The 21,000-nt window shown below is 68.2% G+C and carries 19 protein-coding genes; 9 read left to right on the top strand and 10 right to left on the bottom strand.

Annotated elements, in window-relative coordinates; translation table 11 throughout:
- Nucleotides 1-117: 117 nt before the first annotated feature.
- Nucleotides 118-837: a TetR/AcrR family transcriptional regulator gene (locus tag OG381_RS44475; protein WP_327721686.1), complete on the bottom strand. Its 720-nt coding sequence runs from the start codon at nt 835-837 to the stop codon at nt 118-120.
- Between the two features lie 106 nt (nt 838-943).
- Between OG381_RS44475 and OG381_RS44470 the strand changes: the two genes are divergently transcribed.
- The gene (locus OG381_RS44470) at nt 944-1,645 is read left to right on the top strand and encodes an NAD(P)-dependent oxidoreductase (protein WP_327721685.1); all 702 of its coding nucleotides are present in this window, start codon (nt 944-946) and stop codon (nt 1,643-1,645) included.
- 120 nt (nt 1,646-1,765) lie between these two features.
- On the opposite strand, the gene OG381_RS44465 is transcribed toward OG381_RS44470, so the two are convergent.
- From OG381_RS44465 to OG381_RS44455, 3 genes are read right to left on the bottom strand one after another with little or no spacing between them, the layout of a single operon-like run.
- Nucleotides 1,766-2,845, bottom strand: coding sequence for a hypothetical protein (locus OG381_RS44465; protein ID WP_327721684.1), 1,080 nt, complete (start codon nt 2,843-2,845; stop codon nt 1,766-1,768).
- Nucleotides 2,846-2,855: 10 nt separating this feature from the next.
- The gene (locus OG381_RS44460; RefSeq protein ID WP_327721683.1) at nt 2,856-3,746 is read right to left on the bottom strand and encodes an XRE family transcriptional regulator; all 891 of its coding nucleotides are present in this window, start codon (nt 3,744-3,746) and stop codon (nt 2,856-2,858) included.
- Nucleotides 3,743-3,994 (bottom strand): hypothetical protein, encoded by a 252-nt coding sequence (locus OG381_RS44455; RefSeq protein WP_327721682.1) that lies wholly within the window; start codon nt 3,992-3,994, stop codon nt 3,743-3,745. The genes OG381_RS44460 and OG381_RS44455 overlap by 4 nt, the downstream gene beginning before the upstream one ends.
- A 764-nt stretch (nt 3,995-4,758) precedes the next feature.
- Here OG381_RS44455 and OG381_RS44450 point away from each other — a divergent pair.
- Nucleotides 4,759-5,376 carry an NUDIX hydrolase gene (locus OG381_RS44450; protein WP_327721681.1) on the top strand — a complete coding sequence of 206 codons (618 nt, stop codon included), beginning with the start codon at nt 4,759-4,761 and terminating at the stop codon, nt 5,374-5,376.
- A 166-nt stretch (nt 5,377-5,542) separates the two neighbouring features.
- Here OG381_RS44450 and OG381_RS44445 read toward each other — a convergent pair whose 3' ends face one another.
- Nucleotides 5,543-6,427 (bottom strand): alpha/beta hydrolase, encoded by an 885-nt coding sequence (locus OG381_RS44445; RefSeq protein ID WP_327721680.1) that lies wholly within the window; start codon nt 6,425-6,427, stop codon nt 5,543-5,545.
- Between the two features lie 243 nt (nt 6,428-6,670).
- Here OG381_RS44445 and OG381_RS44440 point away from each other — a divergent pair, with 243 nt between their 5' ends.
- A complete protein-coding gene (locus tag OG381_RS44440; RefSeq protein WP_327722715.1) occupies nt 6,671-7,909 on the top strand; it encodes an MFS transporter in 1,239 nt (412 codons plus the stop codon).
- Nucleotides 7,910-8,106: 197 nt separating this feature from the next.
- On the opposite strand, the gene OG381_RS44435 is transcribed toward OG381_RS44440, so the two are convergent.
- Entirely contained in the window at nt 8,107-9,360 is a 1,254-nt protein-coding gene (locus OG381_RS44435; protein ID WP_327721679.1) for an SLC13 family permease, read from the bottom strand.
- A 106-nt stretch (nt 9,361-9,466) separates the two neighbouring features.
- The gene (locus tag OG381_RS44430) at nt 9,467-10,582 is read right to left on the bottom strand and encodes a PrpF domain-containing protein (RefSeq protein WP_327721678.1); all 1,116 of its coding nucleotides are present in this window, start codon (nt 10,580-10,582) and stop codon (nt 9,467-9,469) included.
- A gap of 172 nt (nt 10,583-10,754) precedes the next feature.
- On the opposite strand from OG381_RS44430, the gene OG381_RS44425 reads away from it, so the two are divergent.
- Nucleotides 10,755-11,708, top strand: a complete 954-nt coding sequence (locus tag OG381_RS44425; protein WP_327721677.1) for a LysR family transcriptional regulator — start codon at nt 10,755-10,757, stop codon at nt 11,706-11,708.
- A gap of 112 nt (nt 11,709-11,820) precedes the next feature.
- Here OG381_RS44425 and OG381_RS44420 read toward each other — a convergent pair whose 3' ends face one another.
- Nucleotides 11,821-13,287, bottom strand: coding sequence for a non-reducing end alpha-L-arabinofuranosidase family hydrolase (locus OG381_RS44420; RefSeq protein WP_327721676.1), 1,467 nt, complete (start codon nt 13,285-13,287; stop codon nt 11,821-11,823).
- Nucleotides 13,288-13,449: 162 nt separating this feature from the next.
- Entirely contained in the window at nt 13,450-13,737 is a 288-nt protein-coding gene (locus tag OG381_RS44415) for a hypothetical protein (RefSeq protein ID WP_327721675.1), read from the bottom strand.
- A 289-nt stretch (nt 13,738-14,026) separates the two neighbouring features.
- On the opposite strand from OG381_RS44415, the gene OG381_RS44410 reads away from it, so the two are divergent.
- The 5 genes from OG381_RS44410 (at nt 14,027) to OG381_RS44390 (ending at nt 20,552) form a co-directional block, all read left to right on the top strand.
- A complete protein-coding gene (locus OG381_RS44410; RefSeq protein WP_327721674.1) occupies nt 14,027-15,457 on the top strand; it encodes an endo-1,4-beta-xylanase in 1,431 nt (476 codons plus the stop codon).
- Between the two features lie 97 nt (nt 15,458-15,554).
- Nucleotides 15,555-16,862, top strand: coding sequence for an RICIN domain-containing protein (locus tag OG381_RS44405; protein WP_443062068.1), 1,308 nt, complete (start codon nt 15,555-15,557; stop codon nt 16,860-16,862).
- Nucleotides 16,863-17,184: 322 nt separating this feature from the next.
- Nucleotides 17,185-17,553, top strand: coding sequence for a DUF1330 domain-containing protein (locus OG381_RS44400; RefSeq protein WP_327721672.1), 369 nt, complete (start codon nt 17,185-17,187; stop codon nt 17,551-17,553).
- Between the two features lie 209 nt (nt 17,554-17,762).
- Nucleotides 17,763-19,127, top strand: coding sequence for a glutamate decarboxylase (locus tag OG381_RS44395; RefSeq protein WP_327721671.1), 1,365 nt, complete (start codon nt 17,763-17,765; stop codon nt 19,125-19,127).
- A 1,065-nt stretch (nt 19,128-20,192) separates the two neighbouring features.
- A complete protein-coding gene (locus tag OG381_RS44390) occupies nt 20,193-20,552 on the top strand; it encodes a hypothetical protein (RefSeq protein ID WP_327721670.1) in 360 nt (119 codons plus the stop codon).
- Between the two features lie 102 nt (nt 20,553-20,654).
- Here the strand turns inward: OG381_RS44390 and OG381_RS44385 are convergent, their stop codons facing one another.
- Entirely contained in the window at nt 20,655-20,963 is a 309-nt protein-coding gene (locus OG381_RS44385; protein ID WP_327721669.1) for an SCO5918 family protein, read from the bottom strand.
- Nucleotides 20,964-21,000 lie beyond the last annotated feature (37 nt).

The following is a 21,000-nucleotide window of genomic DNA, read 5'->3' as shown; positions in this document are numbered from 1 at the left end:
CAGCCAGTCGCCTCCCAAACCGCCCGGATTCGGGCCGGGGGTTTGGCACGCACGGCCGCCACGGTGACAGGGGTCCTGGTGACAGGGGCACTACGGATGGCCGGTCACACAGGGCTGTTACGTTCGCGGCGTGATGCCCAAGGAGCGGATGAGCTGGGTCAGTTCTTCGCGGAACAGTTTCTCCGGGTTGAGGGCCTGCGTCTGCAGGTGGCCGTAGATCTCCAGTGACACCAGGCCATGCAGATGGCTCCAGATGCGCAGGGCCAGGGCCACGGCGGCCGGCGGCAGCTCGGGGAAGGCCGGGCGGACCTTGTCCAATAGGCCCGGGTCGAAGTCGGACCACTCGAAGCCGCTGTCCATGTAACGGAGTTCGGCCTTCGGCCAGGCAGCGGCCGCGAGAGCGGTGATCCCGGTGCAGACGCGGTGGGCGGCGTCCGGGGCGGCACCGCCCTCGGGGGGCCGGTAGCCGGGCACGGGATCGCCGTAGACGAGACGGAATCCCTCCGGGTTGGTCAGCGCCCAGTCCCTGAAGGCGCGGGCCCATGCCTGAATCCGGGCGGCCGGGTCGTGCGCGGGGGTGGCCTCCCATGCGGTTTCCACCGCGTCGGCCAGCGAGGTGTAGACGCTGTTGATCAGCGTGGTGACCAGGTCGTCACGGGTGGCGAAGTACCCGTAGATGGCGTTGGCCGTCATGCCCATCTCGCGAGCGATGGCCCGCAGCGTGATCGCGTCGGGTCCGCCCGAGGCCATCAGCTCCAGCGCGACCCTCTTGATCTCGGCAGTCGTCTCCGCGCGCAGCCGCTCGCGGCGCCCCTTGGTGCTTCCCACGCTTCCCATGACCGCCGACTCTACAGCGTCACGATACTGAGCCCCGTATTTTTACTTCACGCCGTATAGTTTCTTCATGCCGCGCAGAATCGTCGGCACTACCCAGGGGAGAGCTATGCGCATCGGAGTCATCGGGGCCACAGGCACCATCGGCAGTCGCGTCGTCACCGAAGCCCTCGGCCGGGGCCACCAGGTCGTGGCCTTCAGTCGCGACGCCACCCGGATCGAGGAGGACCGGCAGGACATCACCTGGAAGAGCGTCGACGTCCTTGATGCCGACGCGGTCTCCGCCGCCATACCCGGCCTCGACGTACTGATCAGTGGATTCCAGCCCGGGAACGCCGCGAACGACATCGCTGACACCGTGGCCCGCTCGATCGCCGATCCCACGGTCTACGTCACCGCCGCACGGGCACTCCTCAAGGCGCTGGAGAGTCACCCCCGGACCCGGCTCATCGTCATCGGCGGCGCCGGCAGCCTGGAGATCGAGCCCGGAGTCGTACGAGCCGACTCCGACGAGCTCCTGCACGAAGCTCTCGACGCGATCGGCTTGCCACGGGAGTACGCCGCCGCGGTGCGCGGTCACCGGGACGCCCTGAACGTCCTGCGCACCTCCAACCGGCTATGGACCTACTTCAGCCCCGCGGAGGACATCTCCCCCGGTGAACGTACGGGCCGCTTCCGAGTCGGCGGCGACCAGCCGGTCCTCGACGCGGACGGACGCAGCCGCATCTCCGCGGAGGACGCGGCCATCGCCCTCCTCGACGAGGCGGAACTACCCCGCTTCGTCCAACGCCGCTTCACTGTCGGCTACTGAGCACGCCCGCGAACCGATCTTCCAGCACAGCCGCCGGGCGGCCCTGAGAGTGTGCCGCCGACTCCCCGAGCTTTGTCCGTGCCCCGATGGCGCGCGTTGTGCTGTGGCTCGCGTGTCGGCTCACAACCGGTACATGGGTGCCGGGGCGCCGCCGGAGGGTGACGCTGTTCTGAGCTGGCCGAAGCCGGAGGGCGCCGGCGTGAGGCGTTGGGCGAAGCGGCGCAGGCGGTAGGCCATGGAGTTGCCGCGGGTGTCTTGCTCGGTGACGGTGGCGGTCTTCCAGCAGACGGCTGCGGCGTTCTCGAAGAAGGTGTGCGCGGTGGTGGGTTCGTGGTCGGCGGCGGTGACCTGGACCAGGAGGTGTTCGGGTCCGCGGGGGGCGGCCTTGGTGGGGATGTGCTTGCGGTCCTCGTTGGGGTCGAGCCGGTTGGGCAGGTCATCGGCCGGCGATGACGTGTTCGTGGGCGCGGTTTGCACGGGGGCCGGTCGGAAGTGCGCCTGGGTGCTGGTGGTGGCCGCGACGACGATTTCGAGTTGTTCGGCGAAGTAGGTACCGGGCAGGGGGATTTCGAGGTCGGGGTGGCGGGTGTAGCCGCCGGCAACGGCGGAGGCGACGAACTCGATGACGGCACGGGCGGCCGGGGTGTGGCGTCGGGTGGGCAGGGTGCGGGTGAGCTGGGCCAGGACGCGCAGGACGGTGGCCAGGCTGGTGTCGGCGTTCATCGACTGCAGGGCCGGCGCGTACTCGGGCGTATCGGTGTTGTCCTGGTCGGCGGTGTAGGCGTCGGCTTGGGCGTGCCAGAGGGCGGCGGCGTGGGTTTCGCCGTGGGCGAGGTGTTGGAGGTGGAGGCAGTAGGAGGCGGGGGCGTCCTCGGCGCCGGCGGCGTACTGCCACCAGAAGCGGGCGCCGATGTCGATGCCGGCCAGATGCAGGGCGCAGCCCAGGATGCGGGCGGTGGGGGGTTGGGGGATCTGGTCGGTGAGGAAGTCGGCGAGCTGGTCGGGGGTGCAGTGGCTGACGACCGTTTCACACAGGGCGTCAAGGCTGTGGGCGGCGCCGGCGTCGGTCGTGTCGTTGGCCCGATGCCGCCCCAACAGGAGGTCGTCGTCGACCGGTTCGTCGTGGGGGACGATGTCGGCCGGGACGTGAGGGTCACGCAGCAGTAGCGACTGGGCGAGGAGGTCGTCGATGGTGCTCATGACGGCGGGATCACTCCTGGGGTTCGGTGTCGGGGAAGAGCTGCTTGAGGGCCCAGCGGGCGTGGTGGTCCAGGGTGTGGACCAGGGCCGGGGGCAGGCCGACAACGGCGGGAATGGCGTCGGGGTCGATACCGCACAGGTAGCGCAGGACGGTGACGTCCATCTGGTCGTCCGGCAGCTGGGCGATCGCGTCGAAGAAGCGGGCCAGGACGTCGATGCGGGCCAGACGCTCGATCAGGTGGGAGGCCTGGGCCTGGTGGGCGGTGGAGAAGGCGGCGGCGCGCAGGTCGTAGTGGCCGGCGGGCCGCTGGGCGGCGCGGGACAGGACGGTGGCGCGCAGCAGCTGCCAAGCGTGCCGGGGCGTGTCCGGGCTGGAGGTGGCGTCGTCCCAGGTCAGCCACAGCAGGTCGAAGACCTCTCCGACCGCGTGCCGGGCGCGGGGCAGGGACTGCAGGAAGGCCTGGGCGTACGCGTTGTAGGGCACGACCATGGCCTGGTAGAGCGCCACGTGCGCGAGGGGCCGTTCGTCGGTGTCGGCGGGCGGGACGGCCTGGAGCCGGTCGTCGATCCAGGACGGCTTCTTGTCCGCCTCGATCGCGGCGACCTTCCACAGCCGGCGCAGCGGGCCGACGGGTAAGTCCAGGGCGCGGACCACGCTGTAGGTGATCTCCCAGGTGGGGTAGAGGCCTTTGCCCCGCATCAGTTCCGACAAGCGGGTCTTGGAGAAGCCGGACCGGCCGACGAGGTCGTCCAGGGTCAGGCCACTGGCGGTGAAGCGGCTGCGGACCGGCTCCAGCCAGGTGCGGTGCGCGAGACCGGCACTCGCGCAGATCGGCTCCGGCGGGCGGCCGCGGCGATGGGGAGGATCAGCGGGCCGCTCCGGTATGGGGGACGTGGTCACTGGGGCGGCTCCTGACTTTCCACCGGCCCCGCGGCCGGCGCGGGTGCCGGTACGGCAGTCGGTGCGGCGGCCGCCGTGGTGGCCCGGGGGTCCGGACCGCCGATTGCGGAGACGATCTGTTGGACGAGGAGCCCCAGCGTGGGCAACAGCGCGATCAGCGCGGTGAGTTGGCCCAGCACGGTCATCACCGTGCTCCATGCGAGGACCGCCGCGAGAACGAGGACGGTCATCACCTGCTTGCCTGTCATGGCACCTTCCCTGGGAGGACATACCAGTGTCTGGAAAGGCCCCTCCGAGGCGGTGCTCACGCGCCCCGGAGAGGTTGCACGACAGCATGCTGTGTGAGACGGCCGCCACTCAACGTGATCATGGGATTGCGGAACAATGTTGCCGAGTGAACACATCGTCACCAGGCGACCGCACGGTGTCGATGACGCCCCGTCAACCCCCGGCATACCAGGGCGCGTTACCGCAACGGCCCCCATATTGTCACCAGATCATGCCTGAATGAACCCTTTTGATGGCGAACCCGTACTTCCCCTTGCGACACCCACCGGAAGGCGGACCATAAAGAACGGACGCCCCCCGGCGTCGCACCTTCCATGTCTGGAAGGCCGCGCGGCCCCCTCGTGCTCAAGAACCACCGGAGGGGAAACCGCCCCGCTTCCGCCCAGCCGCCCACGCGCTGGGCGGAAGCGGACCCGCCACGACCACGCCATGGACATCAGAGCCCGAGGAGACCGCGACGAACGCCCTGGCCTGGCGAGTTCGTGCAGGCGCCCGGGCAGCATTGAGGTCCTCACCTTCGAGGCCGAACACGCCGGTGCCGCTACCCGCGGTGCACACGTCCTCTACGAGCACCCCGGCTTCGACCCTGCCGAGGCCGCCGATGGCCGCGCCGTGGTCGACATCCCGGACCCCTCCGGTCGCTGGACATGGCCGATCGGCCCGCCTCGCCGTGGCACCCCGAGGTCCGGCATCGTCTGTCAGTGCCGCCTGCCAGGATGCGCCGATGCCCCCAACCAGCCCCCCGCTCCCCCACCACGACGATCAGCCCCGTGCCCACCTTCTGGGGCTGGTCGGTGCGATCGAAGCCTGGGACGACCTGGAGCACATCCACCTCACCACCGCCACGCAGTGGATCTCCAGCGGAGCCCCGCTCTACCGGCTGCGCAAGCCGGATGTTCCTGCGATGCACCTGGTGAGCTACTTCGTCGTCCTCGACGACATCCGCGGGCAGTTGCTGCTCGTCGCGCACCGCAAGGCGGGCCTGTGGCTACCGGCCGGCGGACACGTCGAGCCGGGCGAGGGCCCCTGGACCACGGTCGTCCGCGAATGCCATGAGGAACTGGGCATCCAGGCACAAGCATCGCCGATCACCGGCGAGCTCCCCCTCTTCCTCACCGTCACCCAAACCCGCGGACAGGGCACCCACACCGACGTCTCACTGTGGTACCTCCTCAACGCCGACGCCGAAACCATCACCTCCTACGACGAAGACGAGTTCGACGCGATCCGGTGGCTGACCCCCGAGCAAGTCCTCGAGGAATCGCACGAACTGCTCGACCCCCACATGCACCGCTTCACCCACAAACTGCGACGCGCCGAGGCCAGGAGGCACTCCAGGTAGCATCCCCCGTCCACGGCGAGTCGTGGTCCGACAGAGTCGACGTGCGGGCCGCTGCCCCTGGGCCGGACATTGACGCCCCGACCGCGCCGGCCCTCAAGAGGACCGCGAACGCCGTCGCCCGCCGCAGAGTCAGCGCCCTGTGGGCCCTGATCCGGGACGGCCCCTTCTACGAAGTCGCTCCGCCCGATGCCACCGCCTGGTCGTGTCGATCATCGGATCGCCACAACCAGCGCAAGGCGTCGGGGAGCAGGACGCCACCGTGGTTGGGGTTGTGGCCGCCATCACCCAGGACGAGGCGGAAGTCGTAGCCGGCCTCTGCGAGCGCTGCCGCGACACGCAAGTTGTCGGCGAGCCAGTTCGCCTCGGGCTCGTTCCAGCGCAGGTCACGATGGCCGGCCTGCAGGAAGATCCGCAGCGGCTTGCGGGGAACGCGGGCAACGGCGTCGGGGTACGGGTTGCCGTCCGGCATCTGCGCGAAGCTGGACAGGTACCCGATGACGCGGCGGAACTTGTCCGGGCGAAGCCACGCTGCGGTGAAGGCGCAGTTGCCGCCGCTGCTGCCACCGCAGATGCCCCACCGATCGGGGTCCTCGGCGATCGCGTAGTGCTTCCTGACCTCGGGGATGATCTCGTTCAGGAGGAAGCGGACGTACGAATCGTCGTACGCGTCGTACTCGGTGTTGCGGTTCTTCGCATTCCCAGCGTCGGGAAAGACGCCAGGGTCGACGAACACGCCGATAGTGACCGGGATGTCCCCGCGGTGGACGAGGTTGTCCAGGACCGTCGCGCCGCGGACCTCCCCACCGGGGTCCAGGTACCACCAACCGTCCTGGAACACCATCAGCGACGCCGGCTCGGCGGGGTCGTACCGCGCGGGCACATGGACCCAGAACTTCCGTGACGTGCCCGGATAGACCGCGCTGTCGTTCCAGTCGAACGCGGTCGTCTCCCCGACGGGCACGTCCGGCTGACGAGCCGAGTCGGGACCGTGGACGTAGCGAACGTCCGACTGGTCAACCGGAATGGGCTGGTAGGGCACCTCGATCGTCACCCGGGCCAACCTAAGAGAGATCGTGAACCGTCTCAAAGGGTTTAGCCGACGCCGCACCCGCTGGGAACCTCATGAGCCGAGCCATGTTTCTTACGTTCTGTACATCCCGTACGTTTCTTGAAGCGCTTCCAGCGAGGTGCACGGCCGCCTTCTGGTGACCGGGATCGAAGCCGCGCGAATGCCTGACGTACCAGGTGCCGGACCGGGCCTGGCCTCCATCCCGAAGGGACCGCCTTGTTCAGTGTGTTGCGGATCCGGAACTACCGGCTTCTCGCGTCCGGTCAACTGCTGTCCAGCCTCGGCGACTGGTTCCTGCTCCTCGCGGACCCGTACTACGTCCTGGAGTTGACCGGCTCCGCCATGGCGTCGGGTTTCTCGTTGGCCGCGGGAACGGTCCCGGCGCTGGTCCTCGGCCCGCTCGCCGGCGCGCTCGTCGACCGCTGGAACCGGCTGCGTGTCATGATCGCCGCGGACCTGATGCGCATGGTGGCGGTCTCGCTGATGCTGTGGGTGGACGGTCCGGACGAAGTGTGGCTGATCTACGTCGCGTTGGTTCTGGAATCGGCCCTGAGCCAGCTGTTCTCCCCGGCCTCCTCCGCTCTTCTCCCACAACTGGTCGGCCGCGACGGTGACCTCCATGCGGCGAACTCCCTGAGCGCCCTGATCGTCGGCTCCATCCGGCTCGTCGGCGGCCCGCTGGGCGGAGTCGTGTACGGCAGCCTGGGTTTCACGGCAGTCGTGGCCATCGACGCGCTCAGCTACGCGTGTTCGGCACTGTGCCTCACGATGGTCCGCTATCGGCCGCCAACGACCGAGCGCCGAGACACCGAGGCGGAACACGGACGGGTACGCAGACTGGTCGCCGAGATCCGCGAGGGAGTCGCGCACATACGCGACAGCCCGTGGCTGACGGCGCTGGCGGCAGCCGGTGCTCTCTTCGCGGTCGCCACGTCCGCCGTGAACGTCGGCCTCATCCCGTACATGGACCGGGTCCTGCACGCCTCACCGCAGATCCTCGGGCTGCTCTTCGGAGCTTTCGGTGCGGGGTTCCTGCTCGGGGTGCCGCTCAACCGCGCCCTCACGCGGAAGCTCTCCGACCGCACGGTGCTGGTGGGTTCCCTCGCAGCGCTCGCTGTGGCCTTCGCCGCGACGTTCAACACCCCGGTGATCGGGTGGAGCGCCGTACTGTTCTTCACCATCGGGGCGCCCATGGTCTGCTTCGGCATCACGAGCGGGACGTTTGTCGCACGTCACACCCCTGACGCCGTACTGGGCAGAGTCAGCGCCACCAACGGTTTTCTCCAGGCGGCAGCCTCCCTGTCGGGCATGCTGGCCGGTTCGCTGCTGAGTGAGGCGCTGGGCGTCGTGACGATGATGAACCTGTGCTGCGTCACCGTGGCACTGGCCGCCGCGACGATGCTGTTCATGCCGCGACGCCAGCCCCCTGTGCCCGAGGGTGTGCCCCTCAAGGAAGCGGCGTGACCGTGAGGGTCAGGGCGGCTCATAGTCGTCCGAGGGACATGGCCGGTCACCGCCCCCCTCCACGATCGCGTCGTACAACTCCGGCGGCCTGCTCTGCTGTTGAGCCGGGGTGCGCTGCGATGAGCCCGGCCGGCTGGTCCTCCCCCGCCCTCGCCGCCAACTACGACATGCCCCGCCGCCCGTCGTCGGTCTTTGCGTTATGACCAGGGCAGAACCAGGGCGCCCCAGGCGACGACCGGGCCGAGGGCGACGATTCCGCTGGTGTAGCCGATGACCTGGCGGTAGAAGCGGCGGGTGTCCACCCCACGGGCGTTGCTGAGGACGAGGGCTCCGTTGGTAGAGAAGGGAGAGGTGTCGACGATCGTCGTGGAGACGGCGAGCGCGGCGATGAGTCCGGCGGCGCTGAGGTGGCTGGCGAGGAGCAGCGGTACGGCGATGGGGATGATCGCTGTGAGGATCGCGGTGGAGGAGGCGAAGGCGGAGGTGATGGCGACGGTGAAGCACAGCAGCAGGGCGACGACGACCGGGGCGCCGAGGCCCGCGGCGTGGGCGGAGATCTCCTCGATGATGCCGGCCTTCTCCAGCATCGCGATGTACGTCATCATGCCCGCGACCAGAAGCAGAGTGGACCAGCTGACGCCGTCCACGGCCTTCTCCTGCCGCTTCATGTCCACCAGGGCCAGCAGCGCACCGGCAGCCAGCGCGAGGAAACCGATCTCCAGGTGAAAGCCGAGCGCGCCGACGACGAGGGCCATCAGGCAGGCGAGCGTGAGCCATTGCCGCCAGTCGGGCCTGCCGGAGACGGCGAGGTGCTCGTCGTCGGCTGCCTTCGGCGCGCCCTCGGCCAGCGGGGCGGGACGCTTGGCGAGGAGGGCGTAGGTGAGGATCGAGAGAACCAGGTTGATCAGGAAGCTGGCGCTGAACAGCGCCACGGCGGAGACATGCAGATCTGCCTGGTCGACGAGGCCGAGGACGAGGGCACCGGAGACGGCCAGCGGGGAGAACGCGCCGGCGTGTCCGCCGCTGATCACCATCATGCCGACGACCAGTGGGTTGAGCTGGTAGCGGTAGGCGAAGTTCATGCCGATCGGCGCGAGGATCGCGACCGCGGCCGGGGTGAACGTACCGAACGCCGTCAGCAGGGCGGCGACCAGGAACAGCACCCAGGGGATCAGCGCGACCTTGCCGCGTACCAGCCTCACGCCGGCGGCGACGAGCCAGTCGATGGTGCCGTTGCGACGGGCGACGGAGAACAGGTACGTGACCCCGACGATGGTGACGAAGAGCTTCGCCGGGAACCCCTCGAAGATCTCGTCCTCGGTGAGGCCGAGTGAGGCGGTCCCGACCGTGAAGGTGGCGACGAAGGCGAGGATGCCCAGGTTGATCGGCAGCATGGTGCCGACCACGAACATCACCAACAGGGCGCCTATGGAGATCACTTCAGCAGACATCTTTGTCCTTGGTGCGGTGGGGACGGGGTGGCGCGCCCGAGGGCGCGAGGGTGTTCCGGTCCGGTGGGCGGGGAGCCGGTGTGACCGAGGTGTGGCGTGTCGCGGTTCAGGCGGCTTGCGTGCCTGCTTCCGGTACGTAGATGCGGGCGTCGGCGAGCAGACGAGCGGCACGTTGCACGGTGACCCGGTGCGGCAGGCCGTCCCTCACCTCGGTGCAGCGGACCGCGATGACGCCGGCGGGCGTGCCGAGGCGCAGCCATTCGTCGGTCGGGCCGCCCGTGGTCCGGGAGACCACGGATCCTTCCACCAGTCCGGCCGCCGCGACGGCGACGGCTGAGGTCAGGCCGATGGCGGGGTGCGGGGCGTTCATGGTGAGCATGCGTACCGACACGTCGTAGTCCTCGGCGCCGATCCGTTCACCGAGGGTGGTGGTGTACGGCACCGGCGGGCCGACCAGGCCCACCTTGGGCACCGCGTCGCCGGGTTCCCCGCCCGGCTGGAGCAGCCCCATCAGAGGTGCCGCGGTGTGGCGGACGGTGCGCAGCCAAGGGACGTCCGCGCTCATCCGCTCCAGTGACTCGGCACCGGTGCGCCCGGCGCCGGCGGCGTCGACGAGGACGACCGGGGCTCCTGCGGTCACCATGCTCACGCGTACCGGCTCGGTGGCGCCGATCCGCAGGTCCTGGGCGCTCCGGCCGGTGGGCAGCAGAAGGGCGGTGGTGGCGGCGGGGTCGCGGAAGGTGAGACCGACCGCGACCCCGCCGGCCCGGGTGCCGGGTACCGTCTGGCGGCCGAAGTGGCGCACCATGCCTCCGGAGGTGTCGACGATCCCTTCGAGGAGCGCGCCGGTATTGGTGTTGCGCATCACCACGCGCGTCCCGTCGCCGGTGACCGGAATGAGGCCTTTGGCGACCGCGTACAGGGCTACGCCGGTGGCGCAGTTGCCGCAGTTGCTCGTCCACTCCACCGAGCCGGTCCCGATACCGACTTGAGCGAACAGGTAGTCGATGTCGACGCCGGGCTCGGGTGAGGCGCTGACCACGGCCGCTTTCGAGGTGGTGGGGGTCGCGCCGCCGACCCCGTCCAGCTCCACGGGGTCGGTGGCGCCGTACGCGGCGACGAGCAGCCTTTCGAGGGCGTCACGGTCGGCAGGGACATCGACCTGGTTGAACAGCCAGCACTTGCTTGTGCCGCCACGCACCAGGGTCGCGGGAATGTGCACGTCTGAGGCTCTTCCTGGATGAACGGAGGGAGGGAAAGGGGCCGAGGCGGCGGATGCCGGCGCACTGCGAACCGGTGCGCCGCTCGGCGATTGCGGAGACCTTCGCAGAGGCACGACTTCGGAACAATCGCAGTTCGCTTCACCTGGGTTTAGCTCAGCTAAAGTCGTTGCCATGCTCAACGTCCGCCGCCTGCTGCTGCTCACCGAGGCCGCCGAGCGCGGTTCCCTCACCGCCGCGGCGGAGGCCCTCGGCATGACCACCTCCGCTGCCTCCCAGCAGATGTCCCTGCTGGAGCAGGAGGCGGGCCAGCCCCTCATCGAGCGGCTGCCACGCGGTATCCGCCCCACACCGGCGGGAGCCGCGCTGGCCGAACGCGGTCACGCCATCCGCCGGGAACTCCGTGCCGCCCAGGCCGACTTGGACTCCTTCACCGCCCTCGACCAGGGCACCTTGCGCCTCGGCTCCTTCCCCACGGCGAGCGCGTCCCTCCTCCCGCTGGCGCTCACGCGTTTCCGGCGTCGCCATTCCGGGATCCGTATCGAGGTACGCGCCGGAGTCCTCGCGGAACTCAGGGAGATGCTGCACACCGGCGAGGTGGACCAAGGGCTGCTCTGGGACTACGAATGGAACCGCCTCGACGATCCGGCGCTGGTCCTCACCCACCTGCTGGACGACCCGACGGTGCTGGTCGTCCCCGCAGACTCGCCCCTGCGCACCCGTCCCTCCGTGCGCCTCGGCGATCTCGCCGACCAGGAGTGGATCATCCGCGCCGACAACCACCCGGTCGCCGACGTCCTGCGCCGAAGCTGTCGCCAGGCGGGATTCGAACCGCGTATCGCCTACTCCTCGCACGACTACCAGGAGGCGCAGGCCATGGTGGCCGCGGGTCTCGGTATCGCGCTCGCACCGCGCCTGGCCCTCACCAGCCGGCGCAGCGACGTACGCCTCCTGCCGTTCGCCTCCGACGTCCCGGCTCCCACCCGCCGCATCCTCCTTGCCCGCGCCGCGGCACGCCCCGCCACCCCGCCCGTCCAGGCGATGGCCCGCGTCCTGCGCACGGTGGCGCAGCGATTCACCGCCCCGGACCTGCATCGGGCCCAACTGGGTGCGGTCCGACGGGGCTGACGGTACGGCCACGGCCGCACCCCCGGCAGCAGTGCGCAGCACGCGGGCGAGCTCGCCTACCGGCGAGCCCGCCCTGCCGGCTCCCTGCCGGAGCCGGATCCGTGTCGTGCCGTCAGCGCTGCAGTGTCAGCAGACCGGGGCGGTAGGGCAGGAGGCCGTAGTCACCGCCCGAGCTGGGGCTGCGTCCCTGGTAGAGCAACTGCAGGTTGCAGGGATCGACGGTCATGGTCTGGTCGGGGCTGGTGCGGATCAGTTCGCCATGGCTGATGTCGTTGGTCCAGGTGGCGCCGCTGTTGGCCTTGCCGGCGAAGGGATTGCTCTCGGTCGCCGCCTGGGGTGTCCAGGTGCCGTTGAGGCTGGTGGCCGTGAAGGAGCGGAAGTACCGGCCTTGCGAGCCGATCGCCTCGACGATCATGAGGTAGCGGTTCTGCCCCTGGAGCTTGTAGACCTGCGGGGCTTCGAACAGGTTGTTCGTCGTGTCGCTCATGATCGTCGTGTACGACGAGCCGAAGTTGCCCGGGAAGTTCCCTATCGGCATGCTGGCCCGGTAGATCTTGCCGTTGTCACCGGCGAAGAACAGGTACATGTTGGTGCCGTCAGCGATGAGCGTCTGGTCGATGGGTCCGGTTCCGGAGCCGGTGATGCTTCCGGTGAAGAGCGTCTGCGGGGATGACCAGCCATTGGGGTTGGTGGGGTCGCTCGACGTCCGGTAGGAGAAGGCGGTCCCGCCCCACTGGTAGGCGAGCACCCAGATGTTCTTCGGCGCGAAGTAGAAGAGCGTGGGCGCGACGGTGGAGGATGACATCGTGTTCTGGCTGGCCGAGGCCATGTCCGACCAGTTGGTGAACAGGCCGAAGTTCATCGAACCCCAACTCGTCCCCGTGTCGTGCGTCGTCGCATAGACGAGTTGCCTGCCGTTGTACGGGACGACGGTGAAGTCCTTGAGCGAGACCCACCCGGACTTTGGCTGGGCCAGCGCGCCCGTCGACGTCCAGCGGTATGTCGACGGAAGATCACACGTGCCGGGGGTGTCGGCGCCGACCTTGACGAGCTGCCACTGCTGGTTGGTGCCGCCCCAGTCGTCGTACTGGACGATGTTCGCGTTGTCGGCGGTCGAGGCGCCCTGCACTTCGAGGGCCTTGTTGCTGTGGCGCGAGATGAGCCTCACGTAGCCGTCCGAGCTGTCGGCCAGCCGCCACTGCTGGTTGGTGGCGTTCAGGTCGGTCCACTGGACGATCGAACCGCCGTTCGCGGTGGACCAGTTGTAGAGGTCCAGCACCTTGCCCGAGTGGCGGGACTTGATGCGGTAGTAGCCGCCACCGGAATCGACGAACTGCCACTGCTGCTGGGCCTGATCGTTCCTGGACCACTGGGTGATGCGGGAGCCGTCGCTGGTCGCCAGGTTGTAGACGTCCAGGGCTTTGCCACTGTTGCGGTTGACCAGCACATACGAGGCGTTGGGGTCTACGCTCGCCGCGCTGGCGGGCTGGGCACCGAGGAAGGTGGCCAGGAGCAGCAAGGGCGCGAGGACGGCGAGTAAGCGTCTCAGGCGGACCGGGGACGGTTGGCGAAACCACATCAGAGGGTCTCCTTTGGGGGCGTGGTGAGTTGACCCCGGTGAAGCGCAGAGGGGACGTGTAGGGGCCAGAGGCATCTCGAAAGTTTCGAAGAATTCCCGGATGCTTCGACGCCACAAGCTAGGAATGTGAGGGCTTCCGGTCAAGGCCTGTAGCCGATCTGTCTACAAACAGCGCCTCCCTCCTGGAGCCTGACGAGCCGCCACGCCGATCAGAAGCGTCCAGGGGCGTTCGAGGCAGCTCGCCAGTTCACGGCGCGATTTCCGAATGTTTCGGAAGCAGAATCGAAATTTGTTCTGCAGAGAGTATTGACGGTCCATCATCAATGCCTCAATCATCCCTTCAATCACCCCCCGCCCGAGAAACCGGCTGCAGGTCGGGATATCGAACATCAGCGGTTCTGGGCCATCTGTGCTGCACGACAGATCCGCGCGCCACAGCACCTGCGCCACCCCGTCACGTTCCGGTGAGGTTCGCACCAGCGCATCTTGGCTCTTCGCACGGTCGGAGAGGTACGCGATGGCGCGTGACGGTCCCCCGATCGAGCCGCGATGGAGCACCCCATGCCTGTGTCGAAACGCCGCCGCCCCGCCACACGGCACCTGACAACCGACCGGGCGCCGCCCGCGCCCGGCTGAGATCCCGGGTGCCGGCCCGCCCCGCCCGTCTGCCCGGCGGGAGCGGACGGCACATTCCCCTGCGCTTCAGTCCTTCCGTGATTTCCCCCTTGGAGGCACAGTCATGGGCTCGTACGCCCTTCCCAGACCCGTTATCCGCCAGAAGATCCGCGGCCTGCTGCTGGCGCTCATCGCCGGCGTCCTGGGCACGGTCGCCGCACTGGCCGCGCCACCGCCCGCACACGCCGCCGAGAGCACGCTGGGCGCCGCGGCGGCGCAGAGCGGCCGCTACTTCGGCACCGCCATCGCCTCGGGCAGACTGGGCGACTCGGCGTACACGTCCATCGCCGGCCGTGAGTTCAACATGGTGACGGCCGAGAACGAGATGAAGATCGACGCCACTGAACCGCAACGGGGCCAGTTCAACTTCACCGCCGGTGACCGCGTCTACAACTGGGCGGTGCAGAACGGCAAGAAGGTGCGCGGCCACACCCTGGCCTGGTACGCCCAGCAGCCCGGCTGGATGCAGAGCCTCAGCGGCAGCACGCTGCGGCAGGCGATGATCGACCACATCAACGGCGTGGTGGGCCACTACAAGGGCAAGATCGCCCAGTGGGACGTCGTGAACGAGGCCTTCGCCGACGGCAGTTCGGGAGCCCGACGCGACTCCAACCTGCAGCGCACCGGCAACGACTGGATCGAGGTCGCCTTCCGTACCGCGCGCGCCGCCGACCCGGCCGCCAAGCTCTGCTACAACGACTACAACGTCGAGAACTGGACCTGGGCCAAGACCCAGGCCATGTACGCCATGGTCCGGGACTTCAAGCAGCGCGGCGTGCCGATCGACTGCGTCGGCTTCCAGTCGCACTTCAACAGCGGCAGCCCCTACAACAGCAACTTCCGTACCACCCTGCAGAACTTCGCCGCCCTCGGCGTCGACGTGGCCATCACCGAACTCGACATCCAGGGCGCCTCGGCCACGACGTACGCCAACGTGACCAACGACTGCCTGGCCGTCCCGCGCTGCCTCGGCATCACCGTCTGGGGTGTGCGCGACACCGACTCCTGGCGAGCGCAGGACACGCCGCTGCTGTTCAACGGCGACGGCAGCAAGAAGGCCGCCTACACCGCCGTGCTCAACGCACTCAACGGCGGCACCACCACGCCCCCCACGGGTTCCGGACAGACAAAGGGTGTCGGCTCGGGCCGCTGCCTGGACGTGCCCAGCAGCAGCACCACCGACGGTACCCAGATCCAGCTGTGGGACTGCAACAACGGCACCAACCAGCAGTGGACGTACACCGCCGCCGGTGAACTCAGGGTCTACGGCAACAAGTGCCTGGACGCCGGCGGCACCGCCAACGGCAGCAAGGTCCAGATCTACAGCTGCTGGGGCGCCGACAACCAGAAATGGCGCCTCAACTCGGACGGATCCATCGTCGGCGTCCAGTCCGGCCTCTGCCTCGACGCCGTCGCGGCCGGCACCGCCAACGGCACCCTGATCCAGCTCTACTCCTGCTCGGGCGGCAGCAACCAACGCTGGACCCGCACCTGATGGCCCCTGTTACCAACGAGAGGGTGAACCGATGAAGACCTACGGTGCGGCTCCCGCCCCTCCACCAAGGCATCGCTGGTGGTCCCGGATCGCCGCCGTGGTGGCGGCGGCCCTCGCGATCGGCATGCTCGCCGTGGTGAACCCGGCACCCGCCCAGGCGGCGACGGTGGACACCAATGCCTGGTACGTCCTGGTCAACCGCAACAGCGGCAAGGCGCTGGACGTCTCGGACACGTCCACCGCCGACGGCGCGCGGGTCAGCCAGTGGACGCGCCACGACGGAGCCAACCAGCAGTGGCAGTTCGTCGACTCCGGCGGCGGCTTCTACCGGCTCAAGGCCCGGCACTCGGGCAAGGTCCTCGACGTGGCCGGCGCCTCGACCGCGGACGGTGCCGCGATCCAGCAGTGGGCCGACCAGAACGGCGCCAACCAGCAGTTCCGCCTGGCGGACTCCGACGCGGGCTACGTCCGGCTGATCAACCGCACCAGCGGCAAGGCGGTGGAGGTGCAGGGCGCCTCCACCGCCGACGGCGGCAACGTCGTCCAGTACTCCGACTGGGGCGGCGCCAACCAGCAGTGGCAGATGGTCAAGCTGTCGTCCGGTGGCGGTGACGGCAGCGGATGCGGCACCGCCCCGACTCTGACGAGCGGTACGCACACGATCCAGAGCGGCGGCAAGAGCCGCAGCTTCATCCTCAGGGTCCCCGCCAACTACGACAACAGCCACCGCTACCGGCTGATCTTCGCGTTCCACTGGCGCGGCGGAACCGCCGCCGAGATCTCCTCGGGCGGCACGAGCGGGACCGCCTGGTCCTACTACGGCCAACAGGAACAGTCCAACAACAGCGCCATCCTCGTCGCCCCCCAGGGCCTGGGAAACGGCTGGGCCAACTCGGGCGGTGAGGACGTCACCTTCGTCGACGACATGATCCGACGCATCGAGGGCGGCCTCTGTGTCAACCCGGCGCAGCGCTTCGCCACGGGATTCAGTTGGGGCGGCGGTATGAGCTACGCACTCGCGTGCAGCCGCGCCAACGTCTTCAGGGCCGTCGCGGTCATGTCCGGCGCCCAGATCAGCGGATGCAGCGGCGGCACCCAGCCCATCGCCTACTTCGGGATCCACGGAGTCAGCGACAACGTCCTCAACATCGGGCAAGGGCGCTCCCTGCGCGACACATTCGTCCGCAACAACGGGTGCACCGCGCAGAGTCCGCGCGAGCCCGCTCCGGGCAGCCGAACCCACATCACCACCACCTACTCGGGCTGCCGTGCCGGATACCCGGTCCAATGGGCCGCGTTCGACGGAGGCCACATACCCGGTCCGGTCGACGGCTCCTCCGGCGAAAGCGGCGTCACCACCTGGACCAAGGGAGAGATCTGGAGGTTCTTCGCACAGTTCCAGTGACACACCCGCGCCCGCGTTCCACCACCTCGGCGTGGGTCAGGGCCCACGCCGAGGTGGTGGAGCCTCACCCGGTGGTAGTCGTCGTAGGGGGCGCCGATGACGCCGCTCAGGCAGCCGGCCGCGAAGCCCGTCCGTCAGGGCGGAGCTTGCGGGCAAAAACCGATCGGTTTACGATGATGGAAACCGATCGGTTTTTGTCGCGGAGGCGGGCAAGTGCCGACCGATCAGCAGGAGTACTCAGTCTTCACCCGAGCACGCCCCGCACCCCGCGCCCGCGCAGAGCAGCAACACCGGTTCCCTGAGACCCAAGAGGATATTGACCATGACTGCGAATTCGCAGAAGAAGTTTTACGCCCTGAATATGTTCGACGTGGTCAACGTGGAGAAGTACCTTGCGTATTTCAGCCGCCTGCCGGAGGCTGCTCCGAAATACGGTGGCCGCATGGTGGCGTTCGGCCGGTTCCGGGACAGCGTTGCCGGTGAACTCGCGCCGCGGCAGGTTCTGTTTGTCGTTGAATGGGAGTCCGAAGAGGCTTTCAACAGCTTCCGGGACGATCCGGACCTGGCCGACTTGCATCCCCTGCGGGAGAGCGGCGCGGCGTCCTATGTCTGGCAGACGTTCGATGGTCTCGACATGAGTGACCCCGCCGACGTTTCGCTCGACGACGTCTTGGCAGTGCTCAAGCCGTGAGACCCGCCTCGCTCCGGAGCCGAAACGCTGCCGAGCTCCGAACGAAACCATCCGATTGCAGTACCGGCGGCAGGGTAGTTCGCGACGCACCTCAACACCTCTGAAGATGCAGGTCGCCGCTCCGCGAGCCCTGTTCGAGGGGTGGGGCCCCGTCGTCCCGCCCGGGGCATCTCTCGTCAAGGCAAGCGGCGGCGCTGTTTGATGGAACCATGACGAAGCGCGATGATGCAGCTCTTTTCGGGAACCGCTTCTTGACCGTGCCCGCCCCCTCGGAGACCTTCCCCGAGGAAGGCATGGCCGCGACGGACGCGATGAGGCTCGTGGATGTGGATCTCGCCATGGAAGGCGACCCACAGCGCAACCTCGCCACGTTCGTCACCACGTGGATGGAGCCGGAGGCGCAACGGCTGATCGCCGAGAACCTCCACCGCAATTTCATCGACCACGCGGAGTACCCGATTTCCGCCGAGATCGAGCAGCGGTGCGTCCGCATGCTCGCCGACCTCTTCCACGCACCGGGCCGGACGACCGGGTGCCGCACCCAGGGCTCCTCCGAGGCGATCATGCTCGGGGCGCTGTCGCTGAAGTGGAAGTGGCGCCAGCGCCGCCAGGCGGCCGGCCTGCCGGCCGACCGGCCCAACCTGGTTTTCGGCGGGGACGTCCACGTCGTGTGGGAGAAGTTCTGCCGCTATTTCGACGTCGAGCCGCGGATCGTGCCGCTCGCGGAGGGCAAATACACGATCGGCCCGGAGGACGTGGAGCCCCACCTCGACGAGAACACGATCGGCGTCGTCGCTGTCCTGGGCACCACGTTCACCGGTCACAAGGACGATGTCGTCGGGATCGACAAGCTTCTCCGGGACGTCCGCAAGAAGCGGGACCTCGACATCCCGATCCACGTCGACGGCGCCAGCGGCGCATTCGTATGGCCCTTCCTCTACCCCGACTCGAAATGGGACTTCCGGCTCGAGCAGGTCCGTTCGATCAACGTCTCCGGGCACAAGTACGGCCTGGTCTACCCCGGCATCGGATGGCTGATCTTCCGCGAGGAGGCCGACCTGGCCCAGGATCTCGTGTTCTACGAGAACTACCTGGGCAAGACCGACGCGACGTTCACGCTGAACTTCTCCACCGGTGCGTCGATGGTGCTCGCGCAGTACTACAACTTCGTGCGGCTCGGCCGTCAGGGCTACACCTACGTCATGAAGATCATGCAGGACAACGCCCGCGCCCTGACGGAGAACCTGCGCAGCAGCGGCCGCTTCGAAGTGATCGGCAGCGATCTCGAACAGCTGCCACTGGTCGCCTTCCGTCTCGCCGGCCAGCACGCCTACGACGAGTCCGACATCGCCTGGCAGCTCTCGGCCGAGCGTGGCTGGATGGTTCCGGCATACACGCTCCCGCCCAACGCCGAGAAGGTGAAGATCCTGCGCGCCCTGGTCAAGGAGACCCTGAGCCGCGAGCAGGTCGACCGCCTGAGCCAGGACATCGAGGACGCCTGCCGCACGCTGGACAACAAGGGCGCGGCGCACGGGATCGAGCGAGAGCAGGTCAAGCGCGGCACCGGCTACTGACGCACTTCCGGCTCGACGCCCACCCGACGCGATGGCCGGCCTTTCGCTTGCGCCTCTCTGTGGAACGCACGGAGGGGCCCGGGTGCTGTAACTGGCACCCGGGCCCCGGAGGAACTGCTACACCATCTGCCGGCCCTGTTACTGCGCCGGCCTTCTGTTTCCGCACATCCACCTGGAAGGGGGGTGATGCGGGGATCGCGGTTGCGTGACCGGAGACCACCTCACTATCGATGTCCTGCGGTACCCGGGCTCTGCATTCCGCCCGGGCGATCCTGATGGCGCGAGGCTCCGTTCTTCCCTCTTGATCAACTACTTACCGAAGGGGGACAGCGTTGTGCTGGTACTGCATGGTGCTCTGTCCTGCTGGTGATGCGAACTACTGGTGGCCTGAGTAAGCGCCACTCTCCGGCAGCCAGCCCCGTCGCCCGTACTGCATCTGCTCTGGCTTAGAACCCCACTGCCGAACCTCCCGGTGCGCGCGCCCGCAGCCGACGCCTTCACCGAGGTGCTGCTCACTTGCCTTCGCTGCTGGGTACTGCGAACTGCACTATCAGGTACTGCACTTGCGTGAACTGCGGTTCTGCTCGCGGCGGCCCCTGATCACTGCGGGCCACCCGGTCCGGTCGTCAGCCCCGTCGCCGTCCTGCAACAACCCTGGCTTCGGAACTCCACCACCGCACCGTCCTGCGTACTGCTACTGCACTTGCGGGTACTGCTGCCCGGCAGTTCATCTCTGCCGGGCCCTGCTTGATCTCGGCTACGAGAGAAACCATAACCACAGCACCGCCCAATGTCTACTCTTGCCAATGTAGATTTCTGCATGTTCGGTAGCGAGACAATCGGCCTCGAACAGTGACGGAGGTGGCGGCAAGGCATCCGTGCCTGGCCCTCGGGCTGTCTGCCGGGACACAGGGCCAGGGCAGACAGGGCCGACCCATGGCCACCGCCTCGCCCGCCTCACCACGGTCACCCGCAGGGCCTCCGGCGGCAGAACCGTGAGCGCGCGTCTCGTCCGGTAGCACCCACCGCTGAAGCAACTGGAGCATCGGCGAATACACTTCGCCCATGTCGAAGCATGATGAGTTGCTCGTCTCCATCGCCGCCCTGGTGGAGTCCGGGCAGAGCAATCAGATGTCCCTGACCGTCGTCACCGGTGGCGCCGTCATCACCGGTCGGCTGGCTCCCGAAACAGCATGGCGCCAGCGTGTCTCGGAGGTCCTGACGGACTCCACCCATCTCGGGGAGTTCTCCGTCATCTTCGATACCGCCGCGGAGAAGAACGGGCCGCCCACGCATCTGCACTTCCACGTCGCCCGCATCCTGCAGGGCACGGTGGGGATCCCGGAAACCGGTGGGATGTACCGCGTCGCGATCGAGGACATCAACGCCTGGACCGTGGGCGACTTCAGCTATTCCGATCACTGAGCAACCAGAACGCAGCGATTGAACAGCAGTGTGGGGCCGACCGGCATGCGCCGGTCGGCCCCACACTGCTGTTCAATCCCTGCGTGCGCTTGTCTCCCCCGGTCAGACGGATACGGGGGTACCGAGCATCGCGGAAGCTTCCTGAACGGCATCCAGGGCGCGGACGGGTGCGGCCTTGGGGAGGGTGCGGCACGTGAAGCCGAGCTGGGCCATGGCGCGGAGGACTTCGCCGGCGGTGAAGTCACGGCGGTCCTGACGGGTGATGACCTGGCCGACCTGCTTGACGGGGTAGTGGCGGCGGCCGACGATCACCGATTCGCCGGTGCCCGGCTCGGGCTTGATGCCCTTCATCGATTCCAGCACGCCGCTCTTGGTGAGCTCGAAGGGGAAGCGGGCGATGACGCAGCGCATGTGGCCTCACAGGGAGAAGAAAGGGGGACGGGTACGA

Origin of the sequence: Streptomyces sp. NBC_00490, from assembly GCF_036013645.1 — a bacterium.
Taxonomy (GTDB): Bacteria; Actinomycetota; Actinomycetes; order Streptomycetales; family Streptomycetaceae; genus Streptomyces; species Streptomyces canus_F.
This window is presented reverse-complemented; position numbering and strand designations above follow the sequence as displayed.